Annotated in this window: 22 protein-coding genes and 1 pseudogene; 17 read left to right on the top strand and 6 right to left on the bottom strand. The window is 56.8% G+C overall.

Annotated features, from left to right (window positions below):
• Positions 1 to 68 precede the first annotated feature (68 nt).
• From RX327_RS30725 to RX327_RS30690, 8 genes and pseudogenes are all read left to right on the top strand, one after another.
• Positions 69 to 1,454 (top strand): annotated as a pseudogene (locus RX327_RS30725) (ABC transporter substrate-binding protein).
• 54 nt (positions 1,455 to 1,508) lie between these two features.
• Positions 1,509 to 2,465 carry a sugar ABC transporter permease gene (locus tag RX327_RS30720; RefSeq protein ID WP_317248035.1) on the top strand — a complete coding sequence of 319 codons (957 nt, stop codon included), beginning with the start codon at positions 1,509 to 1,511 and terminating at the stop codon, positions 2,463 to 2,465.
• Between the two features lie 11 nt (positions 2,466 to 2,476).
• Positions 2,477 to 3,337, top strand: a complete 861-nt coding sequence (locus RX327_RS30715; RefSeq protein ID WP_317248034.1) for a carbohydrate ABC transporter permease — start codon at positions 2,477 to 2,479, stop codon at positions 3,335 to 3,337.
• Positions 3,334 to 4,275: a ribokinase gene (locus tag RX327_RS30710; protein ID WP_317248033.1), complete on the top strand. Its 942-nt coding sequence runs from the start codon at positions 3,334 to 3,336 to the stop codon at positions 4,273 to 4,275. The genes RX327_RS30715 and RX327_RS30710 overlap by 4 nt, the downstream gene beginning before the upstream one ends.
• On the top strand, positions 4,272 to 5,042 hold the full coding sequence (locus tag RX327_RS30705; RefSeq protein ID WP_317248032.1) for an SDR family oxidoreductase: 771 nt from the start codon (positions 4,272 to 4,274) through the stop codon (positions 5,040 to 5,042). The genes RX327_RS30710 and RX327_RS30705 overlap by 4 nt, the downstream gene beginning before the upstream one ends.
• The gene (locus RX327_RS30700) at positions 5,035 to 5,862 is read left to right on the top strand and encodes an HAD-IIA family hydrolase (RefSeq protein ID WP_317248031.1); all 828 of its coding nucleotides are present in this window, start codon (positions 5,035 to 5,037) and stop codon (positions 5,860 to 5,862) included. The genes RX327_RS30705 and RX327_RS30700 overlap by 8 nt, the downstream gene beginning before the upstream one ends.
• Positions 5,859 to 6,974: a sn-glycerol-3-phosphate ABC transporter ATP-binding protein UgpC gene (locus RX327_RS30695; protein WP_317251354.1), complete on the top strand. Its 1,116-nt coding sequence runs from the start codon at positions 5,859 to 5,861 to the stop codon at positions 6,972 to 6,974. The genes RX327_RS30700 and RX327_RS30695 overlap by 4 nt, the downstream gene beginning before the upstream one ends.
• A 129-nt stretch (positions 6,975 to 7,103) precedes the next feature.
• Positions 7,104 to 8,783: a phosphoenolpyruvate hydrolase family protein gene (locus RX327_RS30690; RefSeq protein WP_317248030.1), complete on the top strand. Its 1,680-nt coding sequence runs from the start codon at positions 7,104 to 7,106 to the stop codon at positions 8,781 to 8,783.
• Position 8,784: 1 nt separating this feature from the next.
• Here RX327_RS30690 and RX327_RS30685 read toward each other — a convergent pair whose 3' ends face one another.
• A complete protein-coding gene (locus RX327_RS30685) occupies positions 8,785 to 9,405 on the bottom strand; it encodes a hypothetical protein (RefSeq protein WP_317248029.1) in 621 nt (206 codons plus the stop codon).
• A gap of 483 nt (positions 9,406 to 9,888) precedes the next feature.
• Between RX327_RS30685 and RX327_RS30680 the strand changes: the two genes are divergently transcribed.
• The 6 genes from RX327_RS30680 (at position 9,889) to RX327_RS30655 (ending at position 17,373) form a co-directional block, all read left to right on the top strand.
• Positions 9,889 to 10,269: a nuclear transport factor 2 family protein gene (locus tag RX327_RS30680; protein ID WP_317248028.1), complete on the top strand. Its 381-nt coding sequence runs from the start codon at positions 9,889 to 9,891 to the stop codon at positions 10,267 to 10,269.
• A gap of 616 nt (positions 10,270 to 10,885) precedes the next feature.
• A complete protein-coding gene (locus RX327_RS30675) occupies positions 10,886 to 12,400 on the top strand; it encodes an amidase (protein WP_317248027.1) in 1,515 nt (504 codons plus the stop codon).
• Positions 12,401 to 12,617: 217 nt separating this feature from the next.
• Positions 12,618 to 13,793 (top strand): sugar ABC transporter substrate-binding protein, encoded by a 1,176-nt coding sequence (locus tag RX327_RS30670; protein WP_317248026.1) that lies wholly within the window; start codon positions 12,618 to 12,620, stop codon positions 13,791 to 13,793.
• Between the two features lie 121 nt (positions 13,794 to 13,914).
• Entirely contained in the window at positions 13,915 to 14,823 is a 909-nt protein-coding gene (locus RX327_RS30665; RefSeq protein WP_317248025.1) for an ABC transporter permease, read from the top strand.
• On the top strand, positions 14,820 to 16,361 hold the full coding sequence (locus RX327_RS30660; RefSeq protein WP_317248024.1) for a sugar ABC transporter ATP-binding protein: 1,542 nt from the start codon (positions 14,820 to 14,822) through the stop codon (positions 16,359 to 16,361). The genes RX327_RS30665 and RX327_RS30660 overlap by 4 nt, the downstream gene beginning before the upstream one ends.
• Positions 16,342 to 17,373: an ABC transporter permease gene (locus tag RX327_RS30655; RefSeq protein WP_317248023.1), complete on the top strand. Its 1,032-nt coding sequence runs from the start codon at positions 16,342 to 16,344 to the stop codon at positions 17,371 to 17,373. Before RX327_RS30660 ends, RX327_RS30655 begins: the two co-directional genes overlap by 20 nt.
• A 97-nt stretch (positions 17,374 to 17,470) precedes the next feature.
• Here RX327_RS30655 and RX327_RS30650 read toward each other — a convergent pair whose 3' ends face one another.
• The 3 genes from RX327_RS30650 to RX327_RS30640 form a co-directional block, all read right to left on the bottom strand.
• Positions 17,471 to 18,298 (bottom strand): NAD(P)-dependent oxidoreductase, encoded by an 828-nt coding sequence (locus RX327_RS30650; protein ID WP_317248022.1) that lies wholly within the window; start codon positions 18,296 to 18,298, stop codon positions 17,471 to 17,473.
• An 81-nt stretch (positions 18,299 to 18,379) separates the two neighbouring features.
• Positions 18,380 to 19,060, bottom strand: a complete 681-nt coding sequence (locus tag RX327_RS30645) for an HAD family hydrolase (protein WP_317248021.1) — start codon at positions 19,058 to 19,060, stop codon at positions 18,380 to 18,382.
• Between the two features lie 8 nt (positions 19,061 to 19,068).
• Positions 19,069 to 20,667, bottom strand: coding sequence for a hypothetical protein (locus tag RX327_RS30640; RefSeq protein WP_317248020.1), 1,599 nt, complete (start codon positions 20,665 to 20,667; stop codon positions 19,069 to 19,071).
• 902 nt (positions 20,668 to 21,569) lie between these two features.
• Between RX327_RS30640 and RX327_RS30635 the strand changes: the two genes are divergently transcribed.
• The gene (locus tag RX327_RS30635; protein ID WP_317248019.1) at positions 21,570 to 21,926 is read left to right on the top strand and encodes a hypothetical protein; all 357 of its coding nucleotides are present in this window, start codon (positions 21,570 to 21,572) and stop codon (positions 21,924 to 21,926) included.
• A 634-nt stretch (positions 21,927 to 22,560) separates the two neighbouring features.
• On the opposite strand, the gene RX327_RS30630 is transcribed toward RX327_RS30635, so the two are convergent.
• Positions 22,561 to 22,710, bottom strand: coding sequence for a hypothetical protein (locus RX327_RS30630; protein ID WP_283088201.1), 150 nt, complete (start codon positions 22,708 to 22,710; stop codon positions 22,561 to 22,563).
• Positions 22,711 to 23,329: 619 nt separating this feature from the next.
• Here RX327_RS30630 and RX327_RS30625 point away from each other — a divergent pair.
• Together RX327_RS30625 and RX327_RS30620 are read left to right on the top strand one after the other, a co-directional pair.
• Complete coding sequence (locus RX327_RS30625) at positions 23,330 to 23,752, top strand: hypothetical protein (protein ID WP_317248018.1); 423 nt, start codon at positions 23,330 to 23,332, stop codon at positions 23,750 to 23,752.
• A 1,283-nt stretch (positions 23,753 to 25,035) separates the two neighbouring features.
• Complete coding sequence (locus RX327_RS30620; protein WP_083633112.1) at positions 25,036 to 25,221, top strand: hypothetical protein; 186 nt, start codon at positions 25,036 to 25,038, stop codon at positions 25,219 to 25,221.
• Between the two features lie 831 nt (positions 25,222 to 26,052).
• On the opposite strand, the gene RX327_RS30615 is transcribed toward RX327_RS30620, so the two are convergent.
• Positions 26,053 to 26,529, bottom strand: coding sequence for a MarR family winged helix-turn-helix transcriptional regulator (locus RX327_RS30615; protein WP_410712097.1), 477 nt, complete (start codon positions 26,527 to 26,529; stop codon positions 26,053 to 26,055).
• Between the last annotated feature and the right edge of the window lie 452 nt (positions 26,530 to 26,981).

Genomic DNA, 26,981 nt, shown 5'->3' with positions numbered 1-26,981 from the left:
GATACTGCGACCTCTGAATAGAGGAGGGGCGCGTGGTTTGCGGGCCAAAGAGCCCATCGGAGGGAATCATGCCAAGGACGCTAGCCGTTGTTTGCGGTCATTCCGCTAGTTCTACCAGAAGAGTTCTGATCTGCTCCACGCTTTTGGCCGGAACGGCCATGGCGCTTACCCACGCCAAGGCAGACGACATCAACTGGCGCCAGTTCGAAGGCACGTCGATCGTCTGGGCCTCCGATATTCATCCATATGCTGACGCGGTTGCAGCCCAGCTGCCGGAATTCGAGAAGCTCACCGGCATCAAGGTGACGCCGGAGCTTTATCCGGACGATGCCTATTGGAATAAGCTGACGATCCAGCTCAGCACGAAATCGCCAAGCTGGGACGTTGTCGGTACGGGCATTCAGCCCGCCTGGGATCTTGCACCTGGCCAGTTGCTTGAGCCGCTCGACCGCTACCTGAGCGATCCGAAACTCACGGCAGCCGGCTACGACTACAAGGATTTCTTCCCTGCATTGCGCGAGGCGCTGACTTGGAAGGTCAAGGAAGGCCAGATCGAGCCGGGAAGCGGGCAGGTGTGGGCCATTCCGCATGGCTTCGAGAATATCCAACTGTTCTAACGGAAGGACATCCTCGACAAGTATGGCATCAAGGTCCCTACGACCCCGCCGGAGATGTCCGCGGCATGCGAAAAGCTGAAGGCTGCCGATCCGACGATTACGCCCCTTGGCGTCCGCGGTGTGCGGTTCTGGAGCAGCATCCACACGGCTGCGATCTCGATTGCCAGGTCCTATGGCGTGCACGATTTCATCGTCAAGGACGGCAAGCTCGACACGGGCCTCGACTCACCCGAGTCGATCGCTTTCCACAAGGACTATGTGGACATGATCAAGAAGTGCGCGGCGCCCTCCTTTGCTAACGACAATTGGTACCAGGTGGTCGAAGGCATCAATTCAGGGCGGACCGCCATGGCGATCGATTCCAACATGTTCGGTTTCTGGAACGACGTCGCCGGCAAGCCCGCCTCCGGCAAGATCGCCTTTGCACCACCGTTGCGCGCACCGAACGGCAAGAACTTCGAATCCAACATCTGGATCTGGTCTCTGGCGATGAATGCCGCCTCCCAGAAGAAGGGCGCGGCCTGGCTCTTCATCCAATGGGCGACCTCCAAGCAAGTCGAGCTGAACGGTGCCGTTGCCGGCAAGCTCGTCAACTCTCCGCGCGCCTCGACCTGGAGCGACAAGGCCTGGCTCGAATACGCGGCAAAGCCTGAATTCAACAACTTCGTCGACACGTTCAAGAGCGTGCAGGACCAGGCGCAACTGGCCTTTACAGCTCGCGTCGGCTTTGCCGAAGCAATGAATGCCTGGGCGGTGGCGATGCAGAAGATGGTCAATGGAGCGGATGTGAAGGCAACGCTGACCGACCTTGCCTCCGAGATCCGTTCGTCGATGTGAAGCGCCCGGGGGGGGGGGCGAGCATCAACGCTGCCTATGCATTCAGAGAGTGAGATGGATTTTCAAAGATCCGATGCAATCGTGACGCTCCAGTCCTCGACCGGTCAGCTTGCCTCGTCGAAAGATGAGGCAGTCACCGTGGGGTCCCGCCTTGACTGGTGGAGCATCGCCGCGATCGCGCCGGCGGTCTTGATCCTTCTTGGCTTTCTGTTCCTGTTCTTCTACGGCGTATTTCAGTCCCTGACGGATCTCAAGTTCGGCCGGCCACTGGTCCACTTTATTGGCCTTACCAATTACGCCGCGCTGATCAAGACGGACGATTTTTGGAACAGCGTTCGTGCCACCCTCGTCTACGCTGGATCGGCGGTACTTGCGCAGGCTGTATTCGGACTCGTACTTGCGAAGCTGTTCGCAACCGAAATCATCCTTGCGCGTGTGATGCGGCCCGTCATTCTCCTGCCACTCGTCCTGCCTCCAATGAGCGTTGCGCTCATGTGGACAACGATGATGGACCCGCAGAACGGCATCATGAACTACTTGCTGTCCCTTGCAGGAATTGGCCGCTTTGCTTGGATCTCGGATCCAAACACTGCAATGTTCTCCCTGGTCCTGATCGACGTATGGACCTACACGCCCTTCTTCGCACTCATCATCTTCGCCGGCCTTCAGGGCATCAATGAAGAGGTGAGAGAAGCCGCGCGCGTTAACGGTGCGAAGGGCTTGGCGACCTTTCTGCACATCGAGCAGCCTCTGATTGCTCCCTACATTCTGATCGCGGCGGTGTTTCGGCTGATCGAGTCTCTCAACCAGTTCGACATCATCTTCGGGACAACCCAAGGCGGGCCCGGCAACAGCACCTCCGTTCTTTCGGTACGCGCCTACATCACCGCGTTCCAGAATCTCGCTTTTGGGCGTGGCGCCGCACTGATGGTGGTCAATTGGCTGATCGTGCTAGTCGGGACGTTCGCCATGGTCAAGCTCTGGCGCTTTGTTCGCCAGCGCGTCAGCTGAAGAGCCAGCGTATGCGAATTAAACGCGCGACCTCCACCAATTTGATCCTCAACCTGTTGGTCGGCATTTGCGCATTGATCCTGGTCTTTCCACTAGTCTGGATATTGATGATGTCGCTGAAGCAGCAGGCCGAAGTCATGACCTGGCCACCGACCTTTCTGTTCTCGCCGACCCTGGAGAATTTTCGCGTGCTGTTTGATGTCGCCCAGGCGGGGGCGACCAGCTATGGCACCATCAAAGTCGATTTCTTGACGCCGATCACCAACAGCGTCGTCATAGCGCTGGGCTCGGTCATCGTGTCTCTGCTCGTGGGCGTGCCGGCCGGCTACGTGCTGGCGCGGCGCGACATACCTCTCAAAGAGGACATTGCGTTCTTCATTCTTGGATTCCGCTTTGCCCCGGTTCTCCTGGTCGTCATCCCGCTCTTCAGCGTATTCCAGACCATCGGACTATATGACACCTATCTCGGCATGATCTGGGTCTACCAGGTCGTCACACTGCCGATGATCGTCTGGCTGAGCCGCTCCTACATCGAGGACATTCCCAAGGACATCGAGGAGGCGGCTGCCATGGACGGCGCCAAACCCGTTCGCGTCGTGCTGCACATCGTGCTGCCACTGTTGAAGCCAGGACTGATCGGAGCCTCATTGCTCATCTTTCTGCTGGCCTGGCACAACTTCGCGCTCGGCTTGATCCTGAGCTCGACCAAGGCGCCGGTGACCGTCGCGCTACTCAAGCTGCTCAATCCGGGCGTGCAGTTCTATCCCGTCATGGCGGCCGGGCTCGTCGTGACGATGATCATTCCCGTCATCCTGATCGTCATTGGCCAGCGTCACCTCGAACGCGGCCTCACCTTCGGTGCCGTAAAATGAACACCAGGCCATTGATGTTCTTCGGAACGACGAATCTCGATCTCTGCTTCAATGTCGAGCGGCTGCCGACTCCGGGTGAAAGCCTGATGGGCGGCTTGACCCGTTACCCCGGAGGCAAGGGCGCCAATCAGGCCGTTGCTGCCGCCCGGCTTGGCCTCAAGCCACATTTCTACACGCGTCTCGGCGATGACGATGTTGGTCGCTCCCTGCTCCAGTCGCTGCGAGAGGCCGGCGTTTGCACGGAGGCAATCGGGATCGCGCGGGGGGAAGTCTCGGGCTCGGCGCTGGTCATGGTCGGAGACGATGGCTCCAACATGATCGTCATAGATCCTGGTGCCAATCTGAACGTGACGGCGGACATGGTCCAGAGCGCGGCCGAATTCATCGAGCCCGACGCAATCGTCGTCGCTGAAATGGGTTTGCCGATCTCGGCCCTTAATCGGCTCTTCGAGATGAAGGCGGACAAGGGTTTTGAACTCATCTTCAAGCCGGCGCCGGTCAGGCCCGGGCTTTCACCGGCCGCGTGGGCAAGCGTTGACTTCGTCACGCCGAACCAGACGGAAGCCTTTGAGCTCACAGGGATCGAAGTCACTGACTTCGATAGTGCCGTCCACGCGGCCGTGAGGCTTCTTGATCTCGGGCCAGCTGCCGCGCTGATCACCCTCGGTGCAAAAGGGGCTTATTATGCCGATGCAAAACGCTCTTTTGCCCTGCCTGCCTTTCCGGTCAAGGTCGTTGATACCACGGCCGCAGGAGATGCTTTTAACGGTGCTTTCGCAGCGTCCCTCGCCCAAGGGCTGCCTTTAAGGGATGCGGTGAAGAGAGCGCTGGCCGTAGCGGCACTGTGCGTGACGCGGCGCGGAGCTCAAAGTTCCATGCCGACCGCGGGGGCGGTTGACGAGTTTCTGAAGTCACAAACGATCTTGGAGTTGGAATGACCGAACAGTTCTCAGTCTCAGACAGAACGGTGCTCGTGACAGGGGCAGGGGGCGGCATCGGATCTGCCATTGTGAATGCGTTTCGGGCAGGAGGGGCCAACGTCGTTGCCACCGACGCCAATCTCGAAAGCCTTAGAGACACACTGGCAAGCCTGCGTTTTGGCAATGGCGTATTGCCGATGGCGATGGACGTCGCGCGCGAGGAAGATGTTGCCAGAGTCCTCGACGAAATTGCCACGCGCTTCGGCCGGCTCGACGTGCTCGTCAACAATGCCGGCGTTAAATCTGCCCAGCCGCTCCTGAACGGCAGTGCGGAGAAGATTGAGCGCACAATCCAGATCAACTCGGTCGCAATCCTCCGCTGCTCGAAGCTCGCGATCGAGCGCTTCATGACAACCAAGGGCGGCCGCATCGTCAATGTCGGCTCCTCGCTGTCCTCGCAAGGTGCAGTCTTCAACTATCAGGCTGGCGGCGCCGACTACTGCTTGTCCAAGGCGATCGTCCACGATCTCACCAAGCTGCTCGCCTACGAATGCGCGCCGCTCAAGATCAATGTCAACGCAATCGCCCCTGGCATTATCGACACGCCCATGCACGGGCGTCCCCGGGAGGAGACCGAAGCCCGCCATAGTGGCCGGATCCCTTTGGGCCGGGTAGGCGTGCCGGATGATATCGCGGGGTTAGCCGTGTTTCTCGCAAGCCCTGCGGCCTCCTACATGACCGGGCAGATCGTTCACGTGAACGGCGGGATGCTGATGAATGGCTAAGGCAGGTGGATTCCTCAACTGGCCGCCGGTCGAAGGGATCATCTCGGATCTCGATGGTGTCGCCTATCGCGGAAACGATGCGATTGTCGATGCCATCCAGGCATTTGCAGCTTGGCAAGCGGCCGGTGTGCCGTTGTGCTTCGTGACGAACAATTCCACCCATACGCCGGAGGATATTGTTCGCAAACTCGAGAGTTTTGGGCTTTCCATCGCACCGAAAGACGTGGTCACGAGCGCCATTACGGCCGCCGAACTCATCCGCACGAGATACCCGGACTTCATGCGCGTGTTTGTCATCGGCGCGCCATCTCTTGTCAGGGCTGTAACCGGGATGGGGTTCGAGGTGACCGATCGAAAGCCTCAAGCTGTGGTCATGGGGCTCGACCGTCAGATCACCCATGAAAAGATGCGGATTGCAGTCGACGCCATCCTGAATGGAGCAGCATTCATCGGCACCAATCCCGACCTCCTCTTGCCGACAGCAGGTGGATTCGAGCCAGGGGCGGGAGCTACGATCACCGCTGTGGCTGCTGCTACGAAGGTTGAGCCTCTCATTGTCGGTAAGCCCGAGCCGCACATGATCGAAACCGCAATCGCGCGTCTTGGGACCGCGCGCAGCGCCACGATGATGATCGGAGACCAGATTGCGACGGATATTCAGGCTGGCAAGCGAGCTGGTCTTTCGACGGTGCTGGTCACGACCGGCGTGCCGCCCCGCGAAGACCCATCCCTGGTGCCACCTGATTTTATCGTCTCCAGCCTGGCAGAGATTGGAATGTGGCCGGCGCTGGCTGGACGCCAACGAGAGAGGAGAGGCTGATGGCCGATGTTCGTTTGGAAGGCGTCAACAAGGCCTATGGGACAATCCAGATCCTGCGGAACATTGATCTCACCATCGATCACGGCGAGTTCGTCGTGTTCGTCGGACCTTCGGGATCGGGCAAGTCGACGCTGTTGCGAATGATTGGAGGCCTGGAGCGTATCAGTGGCGGGCGGCTCTTGATCGACAACGAAGTCGTCAACGACGTTGATGCGGCTGACAGAAACCTTGGCATGGTGTTTCAGAGCGACGCACTTTATCCGCACATGAGCGTGCGCGAAAACCTCGCGTTCCCTCTGCGTATGGCCAAAGTAGCGAGAGCCAGGATTGATATCAGGGTCGCGGAGATCGCATCGCTGCTGCAGATCGCTCACCTGCTCGACCGCAAGCCTCGACAACTCTCGGGCGGGCAGAGGCAGCGTGTGGCGATTGGACGTGCCATTATGCGCGAGCCCAAGGTGTTTCTGTTTGACGAGCCGCTGTCCAACCTCGACACCGAGCTGCGGGTGCAGATGCGGGTCCAGATTGCCAAGCTCCACAAGCAGCTTGGAAACACCATGATCTACGTCACTCACGACCAGGTCGAGGCCATGACCATGGCCGACAAGATCGTCGTGCTCAAGGACGGCAATATCGAGCAGGTGGGAAGCCCGCACGATCTCTATCACAATCCGGCATCCCGGTTTGTGGCCGGATTCATCGGCTCACCCAAGATGAATTTCCTGGGCGGCCACATCGAGGCGGCGCACGAGGCGGGCATGGACGTCAGGCTCGACGCCGGGGCGACAGTCTCCGTCCCCGTGCAGCCGGATCAATTGCTCGTCGGCAAGCCGATCACACTCGGAATTCGCCCCGATGACTTCTCTCCATCTGCGGCGGAGAGGAAAGAGATCGCGATCGAGCTCGACGTCGATTTCGTCGAGCATCTTGGCAGCGTCACCTACATCTACGGAAACGCTGGCAAGGAATCGGTGGTCGCAAAGGCGCCAAAGCCGGAGTCACAGAAGAGGTCTGGCAAGGTTCGTCTTGCGGCGTCGCCGGCGGACTGCCACCTGTTCGTGACGAACGGAAAGGCGCTGCGCCGGTTGCACGCGCCCGCAAATTGGAGCTAGCCTTCAGACCTGCCCTGCAGGAGGCGGGCCGGCATGCACACGCGGGCGGACCAGGTAAGGGGCGGCGGGATCAAGCAGTTCTTCCGGAACTCCCGCTCCTTTATGCTTGGGGCTGGAATAGGATCGGGCATGACCGCGCGAGCGGCCGAACGGGCGGGCGCGGATTTCGTTCTCGCCCTTAACGCCGGCCGATTTCGCGCGATGGGGGGCTCTTCGCCAGCCTCAATTCTTCCAATCCGCAATACAAACGAATTCGTGGCGGGCTTCGGCCGGACCGAGATCCTGCCCTCAACGAAATTGCCGGTATTTTTTGGCGCTTGTACCTTCGATCCGCAGCTGGATATCGACCGCTTTCTCGACCGCATCATCAGATGGGGATTTTCCGGCGTCACGAACTTCCCCTCGGTAATCCACATCGATGACTACAGGAGGTTGTTGCTTGAGAACGGTGGTCTTGGCTACGAGCGGGAAATCGAACTCCTGGTCAAAGCCGCAAAACGCGGCCTAATGACCATCGCTTATACTCGCACCCAGTCCGAAGCAAGGCGCATGGTTGAAGCTGGAGCTGAAGCCATCTGTATCAACTTCAATCTCAACCGCGCTGTCGAAAGCGGATGCGACTTGTCGATCAGCCTGTCGGAGCTTGCCGCGCGAACGAGCGCTGTTGCGCGTGTCGCTCAATCCATCGACCGAAACGCGATCTGCTTGCTCGGCGGCGGACCGATCACGAAACCTGATGAACTCTTGGATATTTGCCGCGAAACAGGCATCCAGGGCTTCATTGGCGGCTCTTCGCTGGACCGGGTCCCGTTGGAGATGTCGGTCCTCGAGGTCACATCCGGGTTCAAGACGATTCATCTCTTGCGAGAGAAGGTCGATCTCCTCGAGCGTCAGCTCCAGTTGAGCGGATTCAGGCACGGCGTCATTGCGCAGTCCTCAATCATGAAGCGCGTGCTCGAGACTGCAAAGCGGCTGGCTGCTAATCCCAACCCTGTTCTTGTTTGGGGCGAGGCAGGATCAGGCAAACGAAGGGTGGCCAGTCTGGTTCATTCCTTTAGTGATCGCAAGCACGTGAAAGCAGTGCTTTTCAATTGCCGCTCGGGACCGGCAATGGATACGATCGGGGCGCTGTTTGGAGCCGAGCGTGATGAGAACCGGAGACGCCAACTGTCGCTGCTGGAATCGGCAAGCGATACTGCCGTCTTGCTGCTGCGTGTCGACCAGCTTTCGCGGGACGGGCAGGAGCGACTTGCCGATTATATTGAGACTGGCAGTTACACGCCCCTCAATGGCGCATCCGTTGCTCGGTCGAGCGCCCGGATCATTGCGACCGCAACCGTGGCTCGCGGCGCGGGTCTAGAAAGTGTTTTAAGTCCGCGACTTCTCGCCTCGTTCGCAGGCCTCGATATAGAGCTTCCCGCCCTGCCAAACCGGCTCGAGGACCTTCCACAGCTCATTCAGCATTTTGCCGTCGAAGCCAAGGGGGATTCGAATGCACAAACGCTGGCAATAGAGAAGTCCGCGTTCTTGGCGTTAGCGGGCCACCATTGGCCCGGAAATTTGAGAGAATTGCGCCAGATCGTCAATCAACTGGTGATGGTGAAAGACGCGCATATAACTGCTGACGTCCTCAAGCCGCTTCTGAACTCGACGTCGCCCGCTCGGCCCAAAGGAGCATTCTCCGAGCGCGAGTGGATCATCGAAGGGCTGAAACGAAACAGGCTCCACCGCGGAAAGACTGCACAATCTCTTGGGCTTTCAAGGAAGACGCTCTACAACAAGATCAAGAAGCTGCGGATCCTGGAGTAGCCTACCCTCGCTTCCTGCGCACAGCTCGTTTTGAAGCCGTCGCATGCAAAAACGAGAACCTTGGCATCGACGATGCCTGTTGGCCAAGGCTGATCAACCCCATTTCGTCGCAAATCCTACGCGCAAGAGCCTCTTCGGGCAAATACACAATACCTTCGAGATGCGAACCAAGTCGCCTCTCCACAGTTGTGATTTCACAATCCTCAGCGGCGGCGAACAAGATCTTGAACCCTAGGCTTGCGAACCATTCCATACGCCGCAGTTCGAGCTCCAGCCCTGTATTAACGGGCATGCCGGCCATAGGCCGCTCAATAATGGATGCAGGCGGGAAATTGACGACTCCTGAAATTCCTGCCTCTTTCAGCAAGTCGGCAAAATCCTCCCAACAGGCAAAGGGATCGATCATGACCATCGCCGCGTAAATATGAATTGATGTTTGCCTGTCGAGCCTGCGCAAGTCCTGCAAAAGGCGGGCATTCCAGTCGATGACAGGTAAGGTTGCCATGACAAGCATGGAGCCTTCGGGAAGATCTCGCAGGGACGGCGCGTAAATTTTCAAGTGCGCGCGGTCAGCTGCGGCCGTTAGATGTGTGGCAAGCTTGCAGATGACCGTGGTCTTCACCGCTTCTACCCAATTCTACCCATCCGGACGTTTGGTCGATCTTATACCTCGTTTTAGCCCGGTCTAGACCATCTGCTGTTAAGGATGGTTCGGGAGGGGGCGGTGTCTCAGCATTGTACGGATGGGCCATGGGGCGCTCCTGGATGGCAGCTTGCCGGAGCTTGTACCACGCGCAAATGTCTTGATCCGTGCGTAATCTGGCCGGCGTGACCGTTACCGACTGTCGGTCGAGGCCTTGCAAGCTGAAGCAGAAATCCCCGCTCATAGTCTGCGGTGCACCGTCTGGTAACGGCAGTCTTTCGATCCGCTGGCAGACCGGTCGTCTGCTTTCCTCCCTAGACTTAAGCCGCTGTTAGAGAAATCTGGCAGCGGTCTTTTTTTGAGGGACACCGGCCGTACCATTCACGCAGTATGAGCCGGCACTAACGAACTGACCCACTGCCGCTCCGAAAACAGGCGCTCACTGTGAACCACGACCAAGTCATGCACGATGTACGCGCTTTCCTGGAGCTTTGGGCGCAAACCTTCAACTCTCACAAGGAGTATCTTGTTGCGTTATACGCAGATGATGCCTTGCTTCACGGTACGTCTAGTTCCACGCTCTACATCGGTGTCGCAGAAATACGCACCTACTTCCAGGGCGCTGCGATCGTAAAATTCGACGAATGGTATTGCGTCAGGCTGGTAATCGACATTGTTATGATAGTGGGGAAATACGTTTTCTCTCAAACGCGGGATGGTGAGCATGTGGCGACGCCGGCTCGCTTCACTTTTGTGCTGCGCCACCAAGACGGCGCTTGGAAAATTTTGCACCATCATTCATCCGTCTCTCCCCTTGCTCATAGTGTGGCTGGATCAACGTAGAACCTGTTTGCACGAGCCCTTGCGGGCTCGTACCGAAGGCGCTTTGACTGCGACGATGTCGACGCGACAAAAGCGGTCTTTTGGTGCACGTGTCACTTGTTTGGCTCTGGGCCGAAGTCCCGCGAACGGCTCGTTCCAGATCCGGCCCCGGTGCCACGCATCGCCAGTTCAGCAATGGCTGATCTTGCGCGGCCGGGGCTGAGAAACTGACATGCCGGCGCCAACCTTAGCCACGGACACCGTTGCGCCATCCTGCTTCTCTCGCTGAGAGGCATTCGGCGAGATGCCATCAGCCAGACGGGCCACCTAACGGCCGGCCCGGGCTTGCATCTTGCTTGATCAGTCTTGAGACCCATGCGCGGCATCGGACGGCTGCTTGCCATCGTTACACGTAGAACCGTGGGAGCGTATGGCCGCGAAGTGCGCCTTCAAGGCGCGCCCTCAAGTATGCCATCCAGAGAGTTGTCACGATCTTCCGCATCTTTCTTGGCCGAATTACCCAAACTTACCCAGTTCAGATGACGAGCCGTAGCTTCGACCAAACTGCACTCACTACTCTTGTGCGAATGAGCCACCGAAGAGTGGGTTCCACCTTAGGAAACGACAGGAGAGCCAAGTGTCAGTTGTCCCGCCCACACCAGCGCAGCTGCAAGCTGTTGCAGCGCAATGCGGCCTTTCACTTACCGACGCGGACATTGTCTCTTTCCGCGGCCTCATCGAGAAATCGCTTGAAGCCTACAAATACATTGAAGCCGTCCCCGACGAGTTGCCGCCGGTGAAATATCCGCGCACCCCGGGCTATCAACCTCTACCCGAGGAAAACTTGCACGGCGCGTGGTACCGCAAGGCCAAGGTCGAGGGAGCGCCGACCGGGAAACTCAAGGGCAAGACCGTCGCCCTGAAAGATAACATCATGTTGGCCGGGGTGCCAATGATGAACGGTTCGGCGACGCTTCAAGGCTATCTACCGGACTACGATGCAACCATTGTTGCGCGCATGCTTGATGCCGGCGCGCAGATCTCCGGCAAAGTGCATTGCGAATACTTTTGCACATCGGGCGGCAGTCATACCAACGCGTTAGGACCGGTGCACAATCCGCACAAAATGGGCTACTCGGCGGGCGGGTCATCCTCCGGCTCCGGTGTTGTCGTTGCGCTCGGTGAAGTAGATATGGCGATTGGCGGTGACCAGGGTGGCTCCATACGCATGCCATCTTCCTTTTGCGGCGTCTACGGCATGAAGCCGACCTGGGGGCTCGTTCCTTATACAGGGATTATGCCCATGGAAATCGTCATCGATCACACGGGGCCGATGACCTCAACCGTGGCGGACAACGCCCTGCTATTGGAAGTGATAGCTGGAGACGATGGCTACGATCCACGCATCAAAGCGCCCATAGTCGGCGAATACACCAAGGCGCTTGGCTTAGGCGTGCGCGGAATGAGGATCGGCATTCTGAAGGAGGGCTTTGAGCAGGCGGGGGCGGAAGCTGCAGTAAACGAGAGCGTCCGGGAAGCGGCCAAGCGCCTCAAGGACCTCGGGGCTACTGTTGAGACAGTCTCGATTCCAATGCACCTGCGTGGTGCCGCGATCTGGACGCCCATCGGCATCGAAGGCGTTACCCAAACGATGATGTACGGCGATGGGTGCGGTATCAGCCGATCCGACCTTTATTCTCTGTCGCTCATGGACTGTCATCGAAGCTGGCGTCGGAAAGCGGATGCGCTGTCGGAAAACACCAAGTTGTTCCTACTGCTCGGCACGTACGTCAACAACACATATGGGCCACGCTATTATGGCAAAGCCGTCAACGTCGCGCGCCGACTAACCGCGGCTTACGACAGGGCTCTTCAGAACTACGATCTCCTTCTGATGCCGACAACGCCGATGAAGGCAACGCAGCTCCCGCCCCACGATGTCAGCCGCGAAGAATCCATCGCCCGCTCGACCGAGATGTTCACGAACACCGCGCCGTTCAACATAACGCACCATCCGGCCATGTCGCTGCCCTGCGGGATGGTTGATGGCTTACCGGTCGGCCTCATGCTCATCGGGCGTCATTTTGAGGAAGCGACTATCTACAGGGCGGCACACGCGTTCGAATGCATCGGCGACTGGAAGAAGATGTAGCCGAGCAACGATGTCTGAGTTTAGGAAATCGCCGTTTCAGTAGCGCAACTCGTGAAGTCAGCGCTTCGGCGAGAAGAACGTTGCAACTCGTCTGTAATGAAAACGCGCTTGCGTGCTTCAAGCCGGCTGGCTCGCGCAACTTAGCAAGAAGAAGACGGTCCCAAGCCGTCCACGTTAGAGGCGTCGATCAAAGGATCAAACACGAGGAGGGTGAAACATGCGCAAGCTATCGACTTACCTTTTTGCAGCTGCCGCATCTCTGGGATTTGCGGGCGCTGCGAACGCTGAGGATGTTTTGTCCGAAGTGTCCACATTAGAGAACGAATACTTCAATAACTGGTCGCAAGGCGCTGAACAGGCTGCCAAAGCCTTAGGCCTGAACTATCGCATCCTTTCTGGCAAAGGTGATGCCGCGAAGCAAATCGAGATCTATGAGGCGCAGTTCGGCGCAGGCGTCAAAATTACGTTTGGCGAAAACCTTGTCGCAGCGAACATAAAGCCCATCGTTGAGATGGCGAAGAAGGCGGGCGCGGTGCACGTTGCTGTTTGGGAGTCGTTGCCTGGCTTCCATCCCTTGGACGCCGGTTCTGATAACTATGCCTTTGCGACGTTTTTTACGCCGGACGATGTCGATAACAGCTACAGAATTGCCAGATTGCTTTTTGACAAGATCGGCGGAAGGGGCAATGTCGTTCACATTACCGGCTTCCCCGGCGTCGATGCAGACATCTCCAGAACCGCCGGTTTCGAAAAAGCGCTAGCTGAATACCCGAATATCAAGCTCATTGCTCGCCAGCCGGGAAAATGGAATCAAGTGGACTCCCGTAAGGTCATGGAGGACCTGATAGTGGCACACTCCAAGATCGACGCTGTCTTCGGTCAAAATGACTCTATTGCATTGGGAGCAATGCAAGCTGTCGAAGACGCCGGCTTGCATATTCCGATCGTCGGCCTTGATGGTAATCAAGAAACGCTCAAACTGGTGAAGGAAGGCCGAATTCTTGCAACTATGGGTTTTACTCCGCAGTGGCAAGCCGGTTTCGCGCTCGTGCGAGCTTACGACGTTGCGAAGGGGTTTAAACCAAGCCCATGTGAACGCATGATGTACACCGGAGCTACCCTCATAACGGCGGGAAATGTGGATAAATACCAGTCGTTCCTCGCCGGCGAAAAGCTTCCTTTTGACTGGAGGAAAATGTCGCGGGTTCTTCACCCCAACGATTGGGATGCTCAGAACTCGGTTTGGCCGATTGACGTCAAGACGTATTGGGGAAGTCGCTCGCCAGCTGGGTACAAGTTTCCCAAGGCTTACCAAGATGCGTTTGACGCCGGCTGCGTCAATCAATTGAGGGCGGAATATAACGATCACTACAAACAACACATCCCTGAGTGATTGTCTTTATGGTGCCTCTCTCTTGAGAGAGGCACCATTCTTTATTCGTATTCGATGGGATCGCCCAATGCCGGGAGCATCGCTCACTAGCCGCAGAGATAGCGAGCCATGGCGGCGCGCCATGACAATTGTGGGTTTTACAATCGCATGCGTCGCTTTTGGCGTCGCTGCTCCGTCCTTCCTTACCATAGCAAATATGAGGGCGATTGAGCTTTCCAGTTCTGTCCTCCTCATCGCATCCATCGGCGCAACCTTCGTGATCCTGATGGGCTCTATTGACCTCTCCATCGGTGCGATTGCGAGCTTCTGTGGCATGTTGGTTGCGCGGATGGCGCCAGATCTGGGATTATGGTCGATTCCCGTGGCTTGCTTCGTCGGGCTGGTGTTCGGTTTGATCAACGGGCTTGTTTACGTCTACCTCAGAATCCCCTCGATCTTGGTCACGCTTGGAACCGCAACGACGCTTTCAGGCGCGGTACTCTTCATTTCAGATGGCCGGTCCTTAACCGTATCGAGCCCCGCCGTCATCGATCTAGCCCAAGCTGCATTGATCAATCTGGTCCCGAATGCGGTCCTAATTTCGATGATGATTTTCGTCGTTGCGATGTTCGTGGGCGATCGCACGCGCTTCGGACGAATGACGCTGGCCATCGGAAGCGACGAGCAAACGGCCGCCCTAATTGGGGTCAGGGTCAATACGATCAAGATCCAGGCTTTTGCCTTGTCTGGCGTTCTTGCGGGCTTTGCCGGGGCGCTGTTGGCCGCGCGTCTTGGATCCGCCACTGTAACGATGGGGGGGTATATGACGCTTGATACGATCACTGCGGTGGTCGTAGGCGGGACCGCTATCACGGGAGGGATGGGCAACGTACGCTTAACAGTAATCGGCGTCCTTTTCATAACGACACTGTCTAACGGCATGAACATCCTTGCCCTGCCGCCTTATCTGCAAACAATCATTCAAGGGATCGTTATCCTGCTCGCTGTGCTTCTAAACACAAAGCGTGCGGGTGCGGAGGACGTGAAATGAGGGAGGGGCGCGCTTCCATCTTCTCGATGCGCAACGGATCGAAGCGCTTCAATGGGACATCCGTCATCGAAGGCATCGATCTCGACATCTTTCCGAACGAGATCGTGGGAATCGCTGGTGAAAACGGCGCCGGCAAGTCCACAACCCTCAAAATGATCGCCGGCATCTATCCCCCGAGCGCGGGAAGCATGACGCTCTCTGCCAAGAGCTTTAGGCCGCTAAGCTATACTCAGGCCGTTGAGGCCGGAATTTCAATGGTATTCCAGGAGCAGGCCCTTATTCCGAGTTTGGCCGTCTACGAGAATATCTTCCTCTCCTTGGAAGCCAATTTCAGCAATCGGGCGGGTATTGTCGACAGAAGCGCGATGATAGCCTTCAGCGAGAGACACCTGAAGGACCTCGAGCTCGACTACATCGATCCCCGCCGCCGCACGGGTGACTACGCCTTTCACCATCGACAGATGATCGAGATCGTCAAGGCGTTCGCGCTGGCCGAGTACTTCCATATTGATCACCCGATCATCCTGCTTGATGAACCGACAGCGGCAATCGGTGAGCGAGAGGTACAGATTCTCTTTGAATCGATTCGGCGATTTCGTCACCGCGCATCATTCGTCCTCATCACCCACCGCCTTGCCGAGTACGTAGCGCTCTGTGACCGCATCTATGTCTTTAAGGACGGCCGGAACGTAGGTGAATTCGTAGGAGAACAGATCTCCGAACAAAGCCTCCATAAAGCGATGGTAGGACGGTTTCGCGAAGATGAATACTACATGGAGAAGCGTCAGTTGAATCCCGTGGAGGCGCCCCTTGCGGTCTCAGCTAAAGGCCTAAGCGGTCCTAACGTTAAGAATGTCAGCTTTGATATCCGAAGAGGTGAGATCCTTGGAATTGGCGGCCTGGTCGGATGCGGCAAGGAGGCTGTGGCCAGGACGATCGTCGGATTCGATCCCTTCCCCTCGGCCGGCACCGTCGAGGTAAATGGCGAGATCCTGCCTCTGCGCGGACGCGGAAAGGCTGCAATCATGCGCGGGGTTGGATTCGTTCCCAAGGAACGCAAGACTGAAGGCATCGTGCCTTATTTGTCAGTTCAAGCAAATATCTCATTGGCCTCGCTTCCGCTCGTGTCGCGACCGGCAGGCGTCATTTCCCGCTCCAGAGAACGGGCTCTGGCCGAAAAGTACATCAATGGGCTACGCGTCCGATGCGCTGGGCCAACCCAGCTCTGCCAATTTCTTTCCGGGGGTAATCAACAGAAAGTCGTGATAGCCAAATGGCTCGCGCGGGGGGTCCAAGTGCTCGTACTCGACAATCCGACACGCGGCGTCGATGTCGGTGCGAAGCAAGAGATCTACGGTCTGCTGAGGGATTTGGTCGAACGCGGAGTATCTATACTGCTCGTAACAGACGATCTCCCCGAACTCATCGGAATGTCGAACCGTATCCTCGTCATGCGAGATGGACAGATCCAATTCGAGTGCAACGCGCCTGCTGATCACAAGCCAACGGAGCAGGAACTTGTTCAACACATGGTATGAGCCCCAAATCGCCGAGCCGAGATCAGGTCTGAAGGCCAGAGTGCGGATTGCAGAACAGTTCCATGCCCGTTACCGCCCGATCATAAATGCCGCCGGGCCGTTGTTGCTGCTGGTGGCTATGGTCATTGTGTTTGCCCTTATCAACCCGCGCTTTTTGAGTTGGGTGAATCTCTTCAATCTGATGCGGCAATCGTCGATCCTGCTGATTGTCTCAACGGGCATCACTTTTGTGATTCTCATGGGGGCGCTTGACCTTTCCGTGGGAGCCATCGTGACCCTTGTAGCAATTTCATCGGCAGTTCTAATCCGTGACTTTGACTTCGGTGCAACCGGAATAGCTTTTGCAGCAGCAGCCGTCGGTGCTCTTTGTGGCCTGATGAACGCAGTGCTCGTCCTCCGTCTACGACTGCCGTCCTTTGTGGCCACACTCGGTACAATGACCATCCTTGGTGGGATTTCGACCTGGATTAGTGGTGGAGTAAACGTGTTCTTTCGGAGTCCTGATCTCACATGGTTTGCGTCTGGTTCAATCATCGGGCGGATTCCAAACTCGGGAGTATTGGCGCTCTTGATTTTTGCTGCAGCGTCCTTCATCGGCGCGAGAAGCCACTTCGGAAGATCCTTGTTCGCGATCGGCGCCGGAGGGGTAGCTGCTCGACTTTCCGGCATTGATGTCCTTCGCACCAAGGCTATCGCGTTTGTGGTATGCGGGATGCTCTGTGGAACTGCGGGCTTACTTCTTGTCGCACGAACATCAACCGGTACCGCCCGCATGGGCGATGATCTGCTGCTCCAAGCCATTGCCGCCGTTGTAATGGGCGGAACCGCGCTTTCAGGTGGTTCAGGGGGCGTGCATCGAACGCTCATCGGCGTGCTGGTGATTGCCGTACTTCAAAATGGCCTGAACATCGCAGGAGTGCATACATACATCCAAATTATGGTGACCGGGCTCATTGTAATCTTATCTGTTACGGTAACCCTCGATCGATCACGGCTGGCCTTCATCAAGTAAAAGCGAAAACTCCTGCGGCAGCATCGCCAGCTCCTGAGTGGGGGGGCCGGCTGCGCGGGTCGTGATTGCCTGGATCGCTCTCAATATGGCTAAGAATCTATGGACGGGACAAATGAGGTAGCGTCAGCCCGCCTTGGCCGGCGTCAACTGAGACATTTAATTTGTGTGCGGCGGCAGCCAAGACCGGCACCGGAACTGCGCTCTCGCCTGCCAGGCGCACAGCGCACTCAATATCCTTTGCGGAATTCGCGATTGAGATTGCCAGAACATCGGGTTTCTCGCCTAACAAAAAGGACACGAAGGCTTGAAATATTCCGCTATTAGTAGACCCACGACCGACCAAGGACCGGAGTGTTACGAGATCGACGTCAAGGCCGCACGCAAACTGGCAGACCTCCGCGGCGACCGCCGCTATGCCCATAGTCATGCTGTTGTAAACAAGCTTGAGCTTGTGACCTTGTCCGACATCTCCGACATGAAGAACGGTCTCACAAAATGCAGCAAGAATGCCCTCAGCGACAGGAAAGAGCGTTTCATTCGATCCAACGATCGCGTTGAGAAGGCCGAGCTCTGCTTGTTCGGGGCTCCGCGTTACTGGAGCGTCCATAAAGCTTAGGCCGCATTTTTGCGCCTGCTCAGCCAGTGCGACCGTTGAAGCAGGATAAGACGTCGAGCAGTCAATTATCAACCCTCCTCGGGGCATATGGACGAACAGCCCATCTTGCCCAAGGCATACTGCCTCAACCTCGCGGCTTGAAGGCAGGGATAACACGACGGCGCTTACATGCCGCGCCAACTCAGCGATCGAAGGATGTTCATGGGCACCTGCACCAGTCAAGCGATCCGCACCGAAGCGAGTTTTGTTCGCTTTGATATGCAGCTCGATTTGGTGACGCAATAGGCTGATACCGATACCGGTTCCCATGCGCCCGAGTCCAATAAGGCCTACTCTGTGCTTCGCAGCGTGTGGGGCGACGTTGAGTGAGCGCTGTTCGGCAATCATGACTTATGCATTCCGAAAATAGCCGTGTCTTTGTAAGATCGGCAACAGTTCATGATGGTTGTTGATCGTGTAGTCGGGACTTGCCGCTCGCAAGCGCGACTCCGAAACAAATCCACCGGTAATGGATATGCTTACGAGTCCGAGATTGCGCGCGATATCCGTTTCGACCGGCATATCGCCGATGATGAAGGTTGACGCCGGCTTCAGGTTGTTTTTCTGCATGTATAGACGAAGCCGCTCTCCCTTGCTCATCGATTTATATTGGGTAGTGCGGTTTTCAAAGGCGAGCACATCGTTGATGTAGTCGTCGATCCCAAGTCTTCTCAATTGGGAGCGCAGAGGATCGACTATATGGTTGCTCACGATGATGGACGAAGCTGCTTCTTGGTGCGCTAACTCCAACACCCTGCGCGCGCCCTCGCGCAGATCGGAGTTGTCCGCAAGTGGTTCGTAGATGTCGTGAAAGAGTGCGTTTCCATCGCGATCAAGCGCGGTAACTTCGTCTTCCGACATTCCGAGACGTCGATAGAGAAGAGATAGTGGAACGTCGCAATGTTCCCGAAAGGTGTTCATGTCGATCGTCGCATGGCCAAAGTGAGTTAGTATGGCATTGGTCGTCTGCAGCAGTGCGTACGAATCATCGAGCAGCGTTCCGTTCCAATCAAAGACGAGGACGGGCTTCATGATCGACCTCAGGCAGGGATTGATTCGGAATAAGGAAGAGCGGCTAAAAATTCGCGCAAGTTTTGATTTGCGCGCTTCTGTCCCGCTGGGGTGGGCATCTCGAACGTAAATGGTGATAGATCGAAGCCGTCTTGCCGGCAGGGAAGCGACGATACTAGAAGAGGAAACGGCAGATACGTTATCGTGGCCGCGTTGATGGATGCCGCGATATTGCTTTCGATGATTTTGAGATCTTGCGGCTCCATCTTGTGAAAGCGAAGGCTTTGCGTGCGCTGTTCGGGCGGCAATTGTTTCCATATCTGCCAGAATGCCAACTCATCTAGTGTGTCGATACCCATGCCGTAGTAGTTAGGAGCCACTATGGGCGGCGAACCGATCGCCCAATGTACGGCTTTGGCCCCAGCGGCAAGCAGCATATTCGTGACAGCCTGACTGGTATCGCCACGAATGAGGGCCTCGTCGACGATTACAATCGTGGTGTTGCCAAGGTGAGTACCCGACACACGGTACTTCTGAGAAATGCGAGACTTTCGCTCGCTGGGTGTACCGATTAGAGTTCGCTGAAAAAATTGCGTTGAGACTACTTCCCGACGCTGGGCGAACACGCCGTATTCGACGAGAGATGCAAACAGACCATCAGCGTACGGCCCGCCAGTATGCGGCATGGAGGAAACGATTGTGAGTGTGGAGCCTAGTTCTCCTTGCAGTCGCTGCGCAACAAGGCCACCAAGGGCGGCTCCGATGTTGTAACGGGTTTCGAAATGTGATTGGCCTTCGACCGATGTGTTCGGATTTCCTAAGTAAAGAGCTTCGTAGGCGCAGAGTTTGGCTTTGTATTGCCCGTTGCTCACGGAACGATCAACGCAACGGCCCGTTGTTCCATCTACATACTTGATGTGGCCCGGCATGATTTGTTTTGTCTTGCCCTGTAGTCCGGCGAAAGCACAATTTTCCGAAGCAACCAGCAAGAACCCGTCATCTGTTTGCATAGTTTCCAATGGACGCAAACCACATCGATTACGGTATGCAACCAGATTTCCTTCTCCGTCCAGGAGAATCGCGCTAATAGCGCCATCAATTCGGTCATCAATGTCGCGAAAGATGTTTTCGTAATTGACGGGCAGACCGTGCCGCCAATAGTCTCTTTCACAAGAGCCTTCAATCCACTTGAGCAAGAGCTCAGCATCTGTGTTGCTGCCCAACCTATAGCCCTGGGCAAGCAATTCTCCCCTGAGTTCACGGCCATTGACCAGAGCGCCATCAAAAGAAATTGTCAGATGGCGGCTGGTACCCGCATTGATGTGAATCGGCTGAAGGAGTCCGTCGCCGCTAGGTTCGCGGCATCGGCTACGGATATGGGCGATTGCAACATGGGGCCTAAAATTCGGATCCTGTTCATCGTGCTCAATGCGCACTGAGTCGCATGAGGACTGAAGCGCTCTCGCATATCGAACACCTTCCTTGTGCATGAAAGCTGCAATGCCGACCCCCGCCTGACCGCGAAATGCAAGTTTCGGAACCATGTGCTTGAGCCGATCATAAACCGTCGCCCGTGACTTGCTTGAAGAGCATAGAAACGCAGCAGCAACACCGGACATGCTGATCATTCCCCTGTCGCACGACCGATGTCTCGGTCGATCACCGGCGAACGCATTTAGCCGCCATGGTGAGGAGACGCGGACGCGGCTCTCTTTAAGCAAGCGCCGTACCAGTCCTTGGCGACTTCGCTCGCGCTGCCAGGGCGACGGAATTCAAAGACCTTAACCACTTCGTCTACGATGGTCTCGCATCGTCCGCTTCTCGACATGTTGTCTAAAGCGCGACAAGTTAGTACGAAGCGGGCCAACCGCCGAGAGTGGGCCGGCGGCTAACATTGCTGGTCCCAAATGTAAAAGACCTCTGGCTATCCCGGGCATGGGCCGGCCTGCGGAATGCAACGTGACCTGCCAAATACGTCATTGTTGATTCTATTTTTGAGCGAGATCAATCCGGGCGCGGCGCGATTGGCGCAATGGTCTAATTCCAAATAGAGAGGCATCTGTATGATGAGTGTCACAGTTATAGCGGGCGAGAGCACGGGGATCATGCCGCGCTGCTGCTCAGGTGTAGCGCTCGTTCGCCACGAACTAGCCGAATGCGGGAGCGTTCCAAACCCGCCTAGCGTTGCTGGAGGTCGATCAGCCGGGCTCGCTGGTAATCGACGATCATGGCGACTGGTCAATAAGATTTCGGAGAGCGAGTTACATCATCAGAAGCAACTGAACTGGAAACTGGTTGAAGCGGCTTTGGAAACCTGACCAGAACAACCTGAGCGTGAATGCATGCGCACATGCTCTCATAAGCCCCTCCCATACATCACTTGGTGAAATTGTCGCGCAGACAAGCGTATACAAAGATCCCGAACGCGTTTGGTACCGCAGTCTCCTTGGCTTCGTCGGCCGCAGTGAATTGCTTGGGTCATGACACTATGGCTGATAGGGGAGACGGGAAGGAAAGGCAGCGCCCATTTATGACCGAGAGGACAGTTCAAGCACAAGCGCACGCCGTTATTTGGATCGACTACCGCGTTGCCAAAATCTTCTCGGTAGGGCTGACTGGCGTGAGCGCCTCGGCTGTACGCGCGCATTCGTCATTCCCTCATCACAAAGCGAGTGCGCGCGGAGACTTGACATTCCTCGCCAGGGTCAGTGAAGCCCTGGGTAACTGCACCGATCTGCTCATCATCGGGCCAGGCAACGAGAAAACCGAGCTCATGCAATTTCTGAAAACGACCAGGTCAACGCTCACGGTGCACGTCGAATCCAGCGATCACCCTACGGAGCGCGAAATCGTTGCGCTGGGACGAAAGCGCTTCCACCTCGATTGAATGAGGAACAGGACCGTGCAACGCGAAGGACTGAGCATGTCCTCTGACCGCAGCGAGGGCAGGTAATTTCCGCATACCACGGCTTCCGGTAAGTTAAGCTAGGCGGCTGCAGTGTTCGCAGCGCGGTCGCCCGCCAGTGCCGGAGGCGAGATATTGCCGTTCGAGGTTGTTGCCCTCAGTGCATTTGTCGTTGTCGTGATAGACGTTTCTCGCCTGGTAGTACCGAACAGTATCGACGGCAACACAATACAGGACGCCGGTACTATCTGGGCCAGCTGCGCCAATGGGTGGGCCGTACAGTCACGCGTTCTCCGGTCTTAGCCCCGATCCAGCCGCCGATTATGCGGCGGCAGGGGAAGACCAGCCGGTGAATGGTGCTGCCCTCGATCACGGCAATTTCCAGGTCGCGATCAAAGGGGGCGGTCTCGATCCGTTCCCAGGTAATCCGATCGTTAGCACCGGAATGCCGTTCATAGTTGCAGATTGACAAGTTACGCATCCTTCTGAATAGGCCCGACGAGCTCCCCAGTCTGCCGCGCGAGCAGTTCTGCGTCCAATCTGCCCGCGGTCTCGATCGAGCAAGTGGTCTGCCGGTTGCCCCCGCCGTGACGCTATTGCCATGCGGGGGCGGGAATTAGTCGGCAGCCCAGATCACGGCTGCGGAATAATGCCAAGCTTCAGCAGGATCGATCCCGACCAGCCCCAGTCCGTGTCGGTTGGCATCTTCGACGCCGCCCTGAATGAAGCTTGCGCCCGGCGCGCCCGCGCTGGCCATCGCTGTCATGTTGCACATTCTCTGTTGGTTGGAGTCTTCTTAACGCTCGTGAGGCGCCTGTTGGTTGATTGATATGCCTCCACTGGCGCGTTCCAGAGCTTCGCATTACCGAAGCGAGTTCCAGAAAGGGGACGCCCGCACGCCAATTGGGCCTAGCGGCTTTCCCCGATCATGGCGCCGGTCCGCAGGTTGATGAAGTGGGCTCCGCCGCAGGCTGCGCACGTTACAGGGTGCAGGACGTCGGTTCCCGGCTCGGTGCTTTCGTCCGGCAGGAGGCCCTGGACCCGATCGCCCGTATTTGGGCACGAAAAGATGATGGGGCGCCAAGTTTTCCTGTCTGCCATGTACCTGACCTTGATGGGAAGGTGATCTCTATCGGCAGGCCGCAACCGACGTATTGATGCTGGTCAAAAAAGCCGGCGCGCGTCTAGAACGACTTATTGCGTTGTATCGTCACGCGGCGCGTGAGCGGCTGGCTTTCTCGGATTGTCGCCGGGGGCTGCCCCTAGCAACCTGTCTTGGCGCTGAAGCCGTGGCCTTCAGGCTCATCGCAGCGCCGGTCCTATTTGATGCGCGTCAAAAGCCGACGTGTCTCTATGAGCTAAGGGTGGCGAGATGGACGTGAAACATGGTTACTCGACCCGAACACAGCGGTAGTTTCTTCGGAAATCTGATCAGCCGGTTACGGACTATTCTGTCTCGACAGTCCGAGCTGGCTTATTTGAGCCATCAGGATATCGACGTAATCGCCCGTGAGCTCAGACTCTCCACGGCCGAGTTTCGAACATTGGCGCAACGTCCTGGCGTACCCGAGCTTTTAAGTAAGCGGCTCGCACTTGCGGGGCTTCCAGAGCAAGCGTTCGCCGTGCATCATGGCGACGTATTACACGATCTGCAGCGCGTGTGCGGCCTATGTCAGGCCAAACGCAGCTGTGCCGCTGAGCTCAATCAAGAGAACCATGCAAGCCCTCCGAAATGGTGTCCGAATGAACAAACGCTGCGTGCGCTCAATCGCGAAGCCGCCAGCCACGCACAGCGCTTCCTCGATTGATGCCACTCATTCACCCGTCGCTGGCCACAGCGCGGCCCGCGGCTTCCGTGATCCTCGACCGCATGATGGATCGTCCTCAATGACGTAGATCAGCCGACCGAATTGCGAGCTCGCTTGGGGCAAATTCGCCTCGATCGACCCGCTCGGCCAGCTTATCGGGCTACCGGCATTCTATGGTCATTGAAGAGCGGCCATTATGACGATCTCGGTGGCTCGGCCGTGGGCGTGCCGTCGCCGCCGACGAGCCCGGACACGGCCATTTCGATCCAAACTGTCAAAATGAAACCGTGCGACCGCGGTCCGATCGTCAACGCGCTTCGCCGGCGAGCGCCAACGCGAACGTCCGGTTGGCGCCGCCGCGGTTTGAGTGACGCGGACCTAGGACGAATGATCGGCTTGTCATTGATGGTAGCAAGTCGTTACGGTCGTCGACAGTTCAGCTCGTTCGAGTTGGCAGTCGCGTCGCGCTGTGACAGCAACCGGCTCCATAGTCGCGGCATCGAGTAACACGTCGCCATGGCAAAGGAAAAGCCGACACAATTCCGCTCGTTATCGGTCACCGCAAGTCAGATCGTGCGGTCGCGGGGGACACAGAAATATCTCGCCGTCCAAAGGAGTAGCTGGCTAATAACGAGGTGAATGTTCGGCGCATGAGGCAAGCACCTGGCATCGGCGAGGCTAAGCATCACACGTCGCATCGCTGAGCGCGACTGACATCGCTCAACGGGGCGCCTGTTAATTCGCGGTGCAATGGCTCGGTCAAGAAGCGCGTAATCTCTACTCGTAATCGCAGCGATCCGCTCCATTGTAGACCGTTGAGCAGACTGTTGTCGATACTGTTACTGCAACTTCTCGCTTACGGTTTCGCCCGATCTAGGTTGTCGCGAGTGTTCTCTTCCCAATCGTTGCTCACATGCGAGCAGCCATGGCAGTGATGTGTCGCATGTCGCCAACTTTTTGAATGGTGGACGTGGTTCTTCCGCCATACGGAAAAAATGTCAAACCAAGTCGCATTGGTTATCTGATATACGTTTGCAATCCAATCATCTGCAAAGTCTAGAAACATGTGCGGCTTCCTCAGCCAAGCCTCGCCTTAATCACGTATGATTGTCGATAGTTTGCTTGATTATTACATTCGAGAACTAATAGCGAGGCCGTGTCAGAGTCACTTACCCAAGTACGTCACCTTGTAAGTCTGCACGAGTTCCTGTGAGTGGCACTTTTAAGGTCGTCGCTCCGAAAAAACTGTGTTACAAGCCGCCCTCTCACAAGGAGCATTCAGGGTGAAGAAAGTAACGAAGAAACGCATCAAGCGGCGCGAGTGGACCAAAGAAGATATCAAGGAGCTCAAGGCCCATTCGAAGGCCCGGACTCCGGTCATAAAAATATCAAAGGTGACCAAACGCACGATCGGTGCGCTGCGTCAGAAGGCCTTACATCTCGGGATCGGCCTCGGTCATCAGCGATAGCTTACTAAAGCGGTACCAAAACTCGCAGAGTAGGGCGGCTGACAGGCCGCCCTTGAACGCTCTTCGAGCTTTGCAATTGCCGGTGAGATGGTCCCCGACCCCAATTCTGCCAGGTCCTGCGCACCGTTTGTTTAGGCGTAGTGATGTCGGGCTTCATGCCGCTTGCCAGCGACTCTGATCCGCTTGGATATGGAGCGGTATGGGGCGGTTATCGTACCGTCCCTTTCGTCGCGGCCTAGAAATCGTCTGGCTCGTCGGTCGCCTAACAGTGCATATGCCGAATCCGCTGTACACGTTCTTGGCCCGAAGCGTCGCAACGCGTCGACATTCTTTCTCTATCGACGAAGGCCTTCTACGTGAACTGGTCGTGTTAGGGGAATGTCGGTGCAGATTTGGCGGGCCCGGTGGACGTGCTGAGCCATGTGCTGGGCGCGGTGGCCTTCTGACAAGTGCCGAACGCTGACCATCCCGCGGTCCTCCAGACGGGAACGACTTTCAAGCAGGTCGTTCGCCGCTGATCGTGATAGCTTTAGAGCTCGGTAGAAAGCGGGCGCCTAGAAACGAGCCTGCGGATTAGCTCAGACTTGTTCCAGTCGAAAGTCCCGAGCGATATGGCGCGCTCAGCAGCAACAGAAAAAGCGCTCTGTTGGCTCCATAGCTTGCGGCAGATCGGCTGTTTCCTGAGCCCGTCATAACCACGGTGCCATCGGTTGCGCATACCGACCACAACCACCTTCGCCCACGCTGCTTCAATAAAACTTCGAAGGTTGGCAGATCAGACATTGCCGCAGTCCAACGTCATTTCCGAGGACCATGCATTGATTCTCAGAATCAGAGAGCGGCTTTCAAGCAAGCGCTCTCCAGGCGATGCCTGACTGCAGCTAGCTTGCTAACTAGCTCGAGGGAGTCCGGAATGCCGAACTCGGCTAAAACGAACTCGTCCAGTGCTTCCAGTTTTGGAGAGACGCTCATGAGATGCTTGCAAGTCTTGTCCGTTAGCGACAATTGTACGACCCGAGCATCGCGTTTGGAGGGTCTACGTCGAAGCAATCCCTTTTTCTCCAGCAGCTTTGATTGAGTCGTCACGAATGAAGCGTCTACGCGCATCAACTTTGACACCACATTGACCGGAATTCCGTCTTCGCCTTCCAAATCCGCTAAGGCCGTCAAGATCGTCCATTGTGGCCCAGTAACGCCAAGCATATTGGCCCGAAACTGGCGAAGCTCCTCCAAACGCGCATTGATGGATCTGATCTCCCACGTGAAACGGCAGACCATCTCCTGCCCGTCGGCCAAATTTGTACCCATCGCGCTTGCTGGACTAGACAAATCTGGCGGCATCGTGTGTCAGGGTTTCCATCCTTGGTTTGCTTCCCCTTACCGCGAATCAAGAATGCGGACAATCTCAAGCGGTCGAATACTTGGTACGATTCGAACGAACGGGGCGCCCCGGGGATGCAGCGACGGAATTCTAGACTCCTCCATGCGCACTGACATTCCGAGCTGCATTGGCTTCGCGGCGGCCATTGGACACACATCGACGAGATCTGCATTATCGAGCATCCGATCGAGGCGCAGGAATTGTCGTCAGCGAGGAGTGCGCCTAGGTTGAGAGGCTCCTGGTCGCCTGTCGTGAAGAACGAAATTACAAAGGCCATCCAGAATCCACCAGGCAACTGCCGCGGCTCGGCAGGGCTATCGAGCGTGAAGTAAAAGCGCCCAGCCACGGGGCTGCTGGGTTATCCGTTGGAGAACGCCAG

It is taken from the genome of Bradyrhizobium sp. BEA-2-5, from assembly GCF_032918025.1.
Lineage (GTDB): Bacteria > Pseudomonadota > Alphaproteobacteria > Rhizobiales > Xanthobacteraceae > Bradyrhizobium > Bradyrhizobium pachyrhizi.
This window is presented reverse-complemented; position numbering and strand designations above follow the sequence as displayed.

Excerpts from the sequence above, each read along its gene's own strand:
- RX327_RS30720 (WP_317248035.1), top strand. The coding sequence starts at position 1,509 with ATGGATTTTCAAAGATCCGATGCAATCGTGACGCTCCAGTCCTCGACC.
- RX327_RS30715 (WP_317248034.1), top strand. The coding sequence starts at position 2,477 with ATGCGAATTAAACGCGCGACCTCCACCAATTTGATCCTCAACCTGTTG.
- RX327_RS30710 (WP_317248033.1), top strand. The coding sequence starts at position 3,334 with ATGAACACCAGGCCATTGATGTTCTTCGGAACGACGAATCTCGATCTC.
- RX327_RS30705 (WP_317248032.1), top strand. The coding sequence starts at position 4,272 with ATGACCGAACAGTTCTCAGTCTCAGACAGAACGGTGCTCGTGACAGGG.
- RX327_RS30700 (WP_317248031.1), top strand. The coding sequence starts at position 5,035 with ATGGCTAAGGCAGGTGGATTCCTCAACTGGCCGCCGGTCGAAGGGATC.
- RX327_RS30690 (WP_317248030.1), top strand. The coding sequence starts at position 7,104 with ATGACCGCGCGAGCGGCCGAACGGGCGGGCGCGGATTTCGTTCTCGCC.
- RX327_RS30680 (WP_317248028.1), top strand. The coding sequence starts at position 9,889 with ATGCACGATGTACGCGCTTTCCTGGAGCTTTGGGCGCAAACCTTCAAC.
- RX327_RS30670 (WP_317248026.1), top strand. The coding sequence starts at position 12,618 with ATGCGCAAGCTATCGACTTACCTTTTTGCAGCTGCCGCATCTCTGGGA.
- RX327_RS30665 (WP_317248025.1), top strand. The coding sequence starts at position 13,915 with ATGACAATTGTGGGTTTTACAATCGCATGCGTCGCTTTTGGCGTCGCT.
- RX327_RS30660 (WP_317248024.1), top strand. The coding sequence starts at position 14,820 with ATGAGGGAGGGGCGCGCTTCCATCTTCTCGATGCGCAACGGATCGAAG.
- RX327_RS30650 (WP_317248022.1), bottom strand. The coding sequence starts at position 18,298 with ATGGGAACCGGTATCGGTATCAGCCTATTGCGTCACCAAATCGAGCTG.
- RX327_RS30645 (WP_317248021.1), bottom strand. The coding sequence starts at position 19,060 with ATGAAGCCCGTCCTCGTCTTTGATTGGAACGGAACGCTGCTCGATGAT.
- RX327_RS30640 (WP_317248020.1), bottom strand. The coding sequence starts at position 20,667 with ATGATCAGCATGTCCGGTGTTGCTGCTGCGTTTCTATGCTCTTCAAGC.
- RX327_RS30635 (WP_317248019.1), top strand. The coding sequence starts at position 21,570 with ATGACCGAGAGGACAGTTCAAGCACAAGCGCACGCCGTTATTTGGATC.
- RX327_RS30630 (WP_283088201.1), bottom strand. The coding sequence starts at position 22,710 with ATGACAGCGATGGCCAGCGCGGGCGCGCCGGGCGCAAGCTTCATTCAG.
- RX327_RS30625 (WP_317248018.1), top strand. The coding sequence starts at position 23,330 with ATGGTTACTCGACCCGAACACAGCGGTAGTTTCTTCGGAAATCTGATC.
- RX327_RS30615 (WP_410712097.1), bottom strand. The coding sequence starts at position 26,529 with ATGGGTACAAATTTGGCCGACGGGCAGGAGATGGTCTGCCGTTTCACG.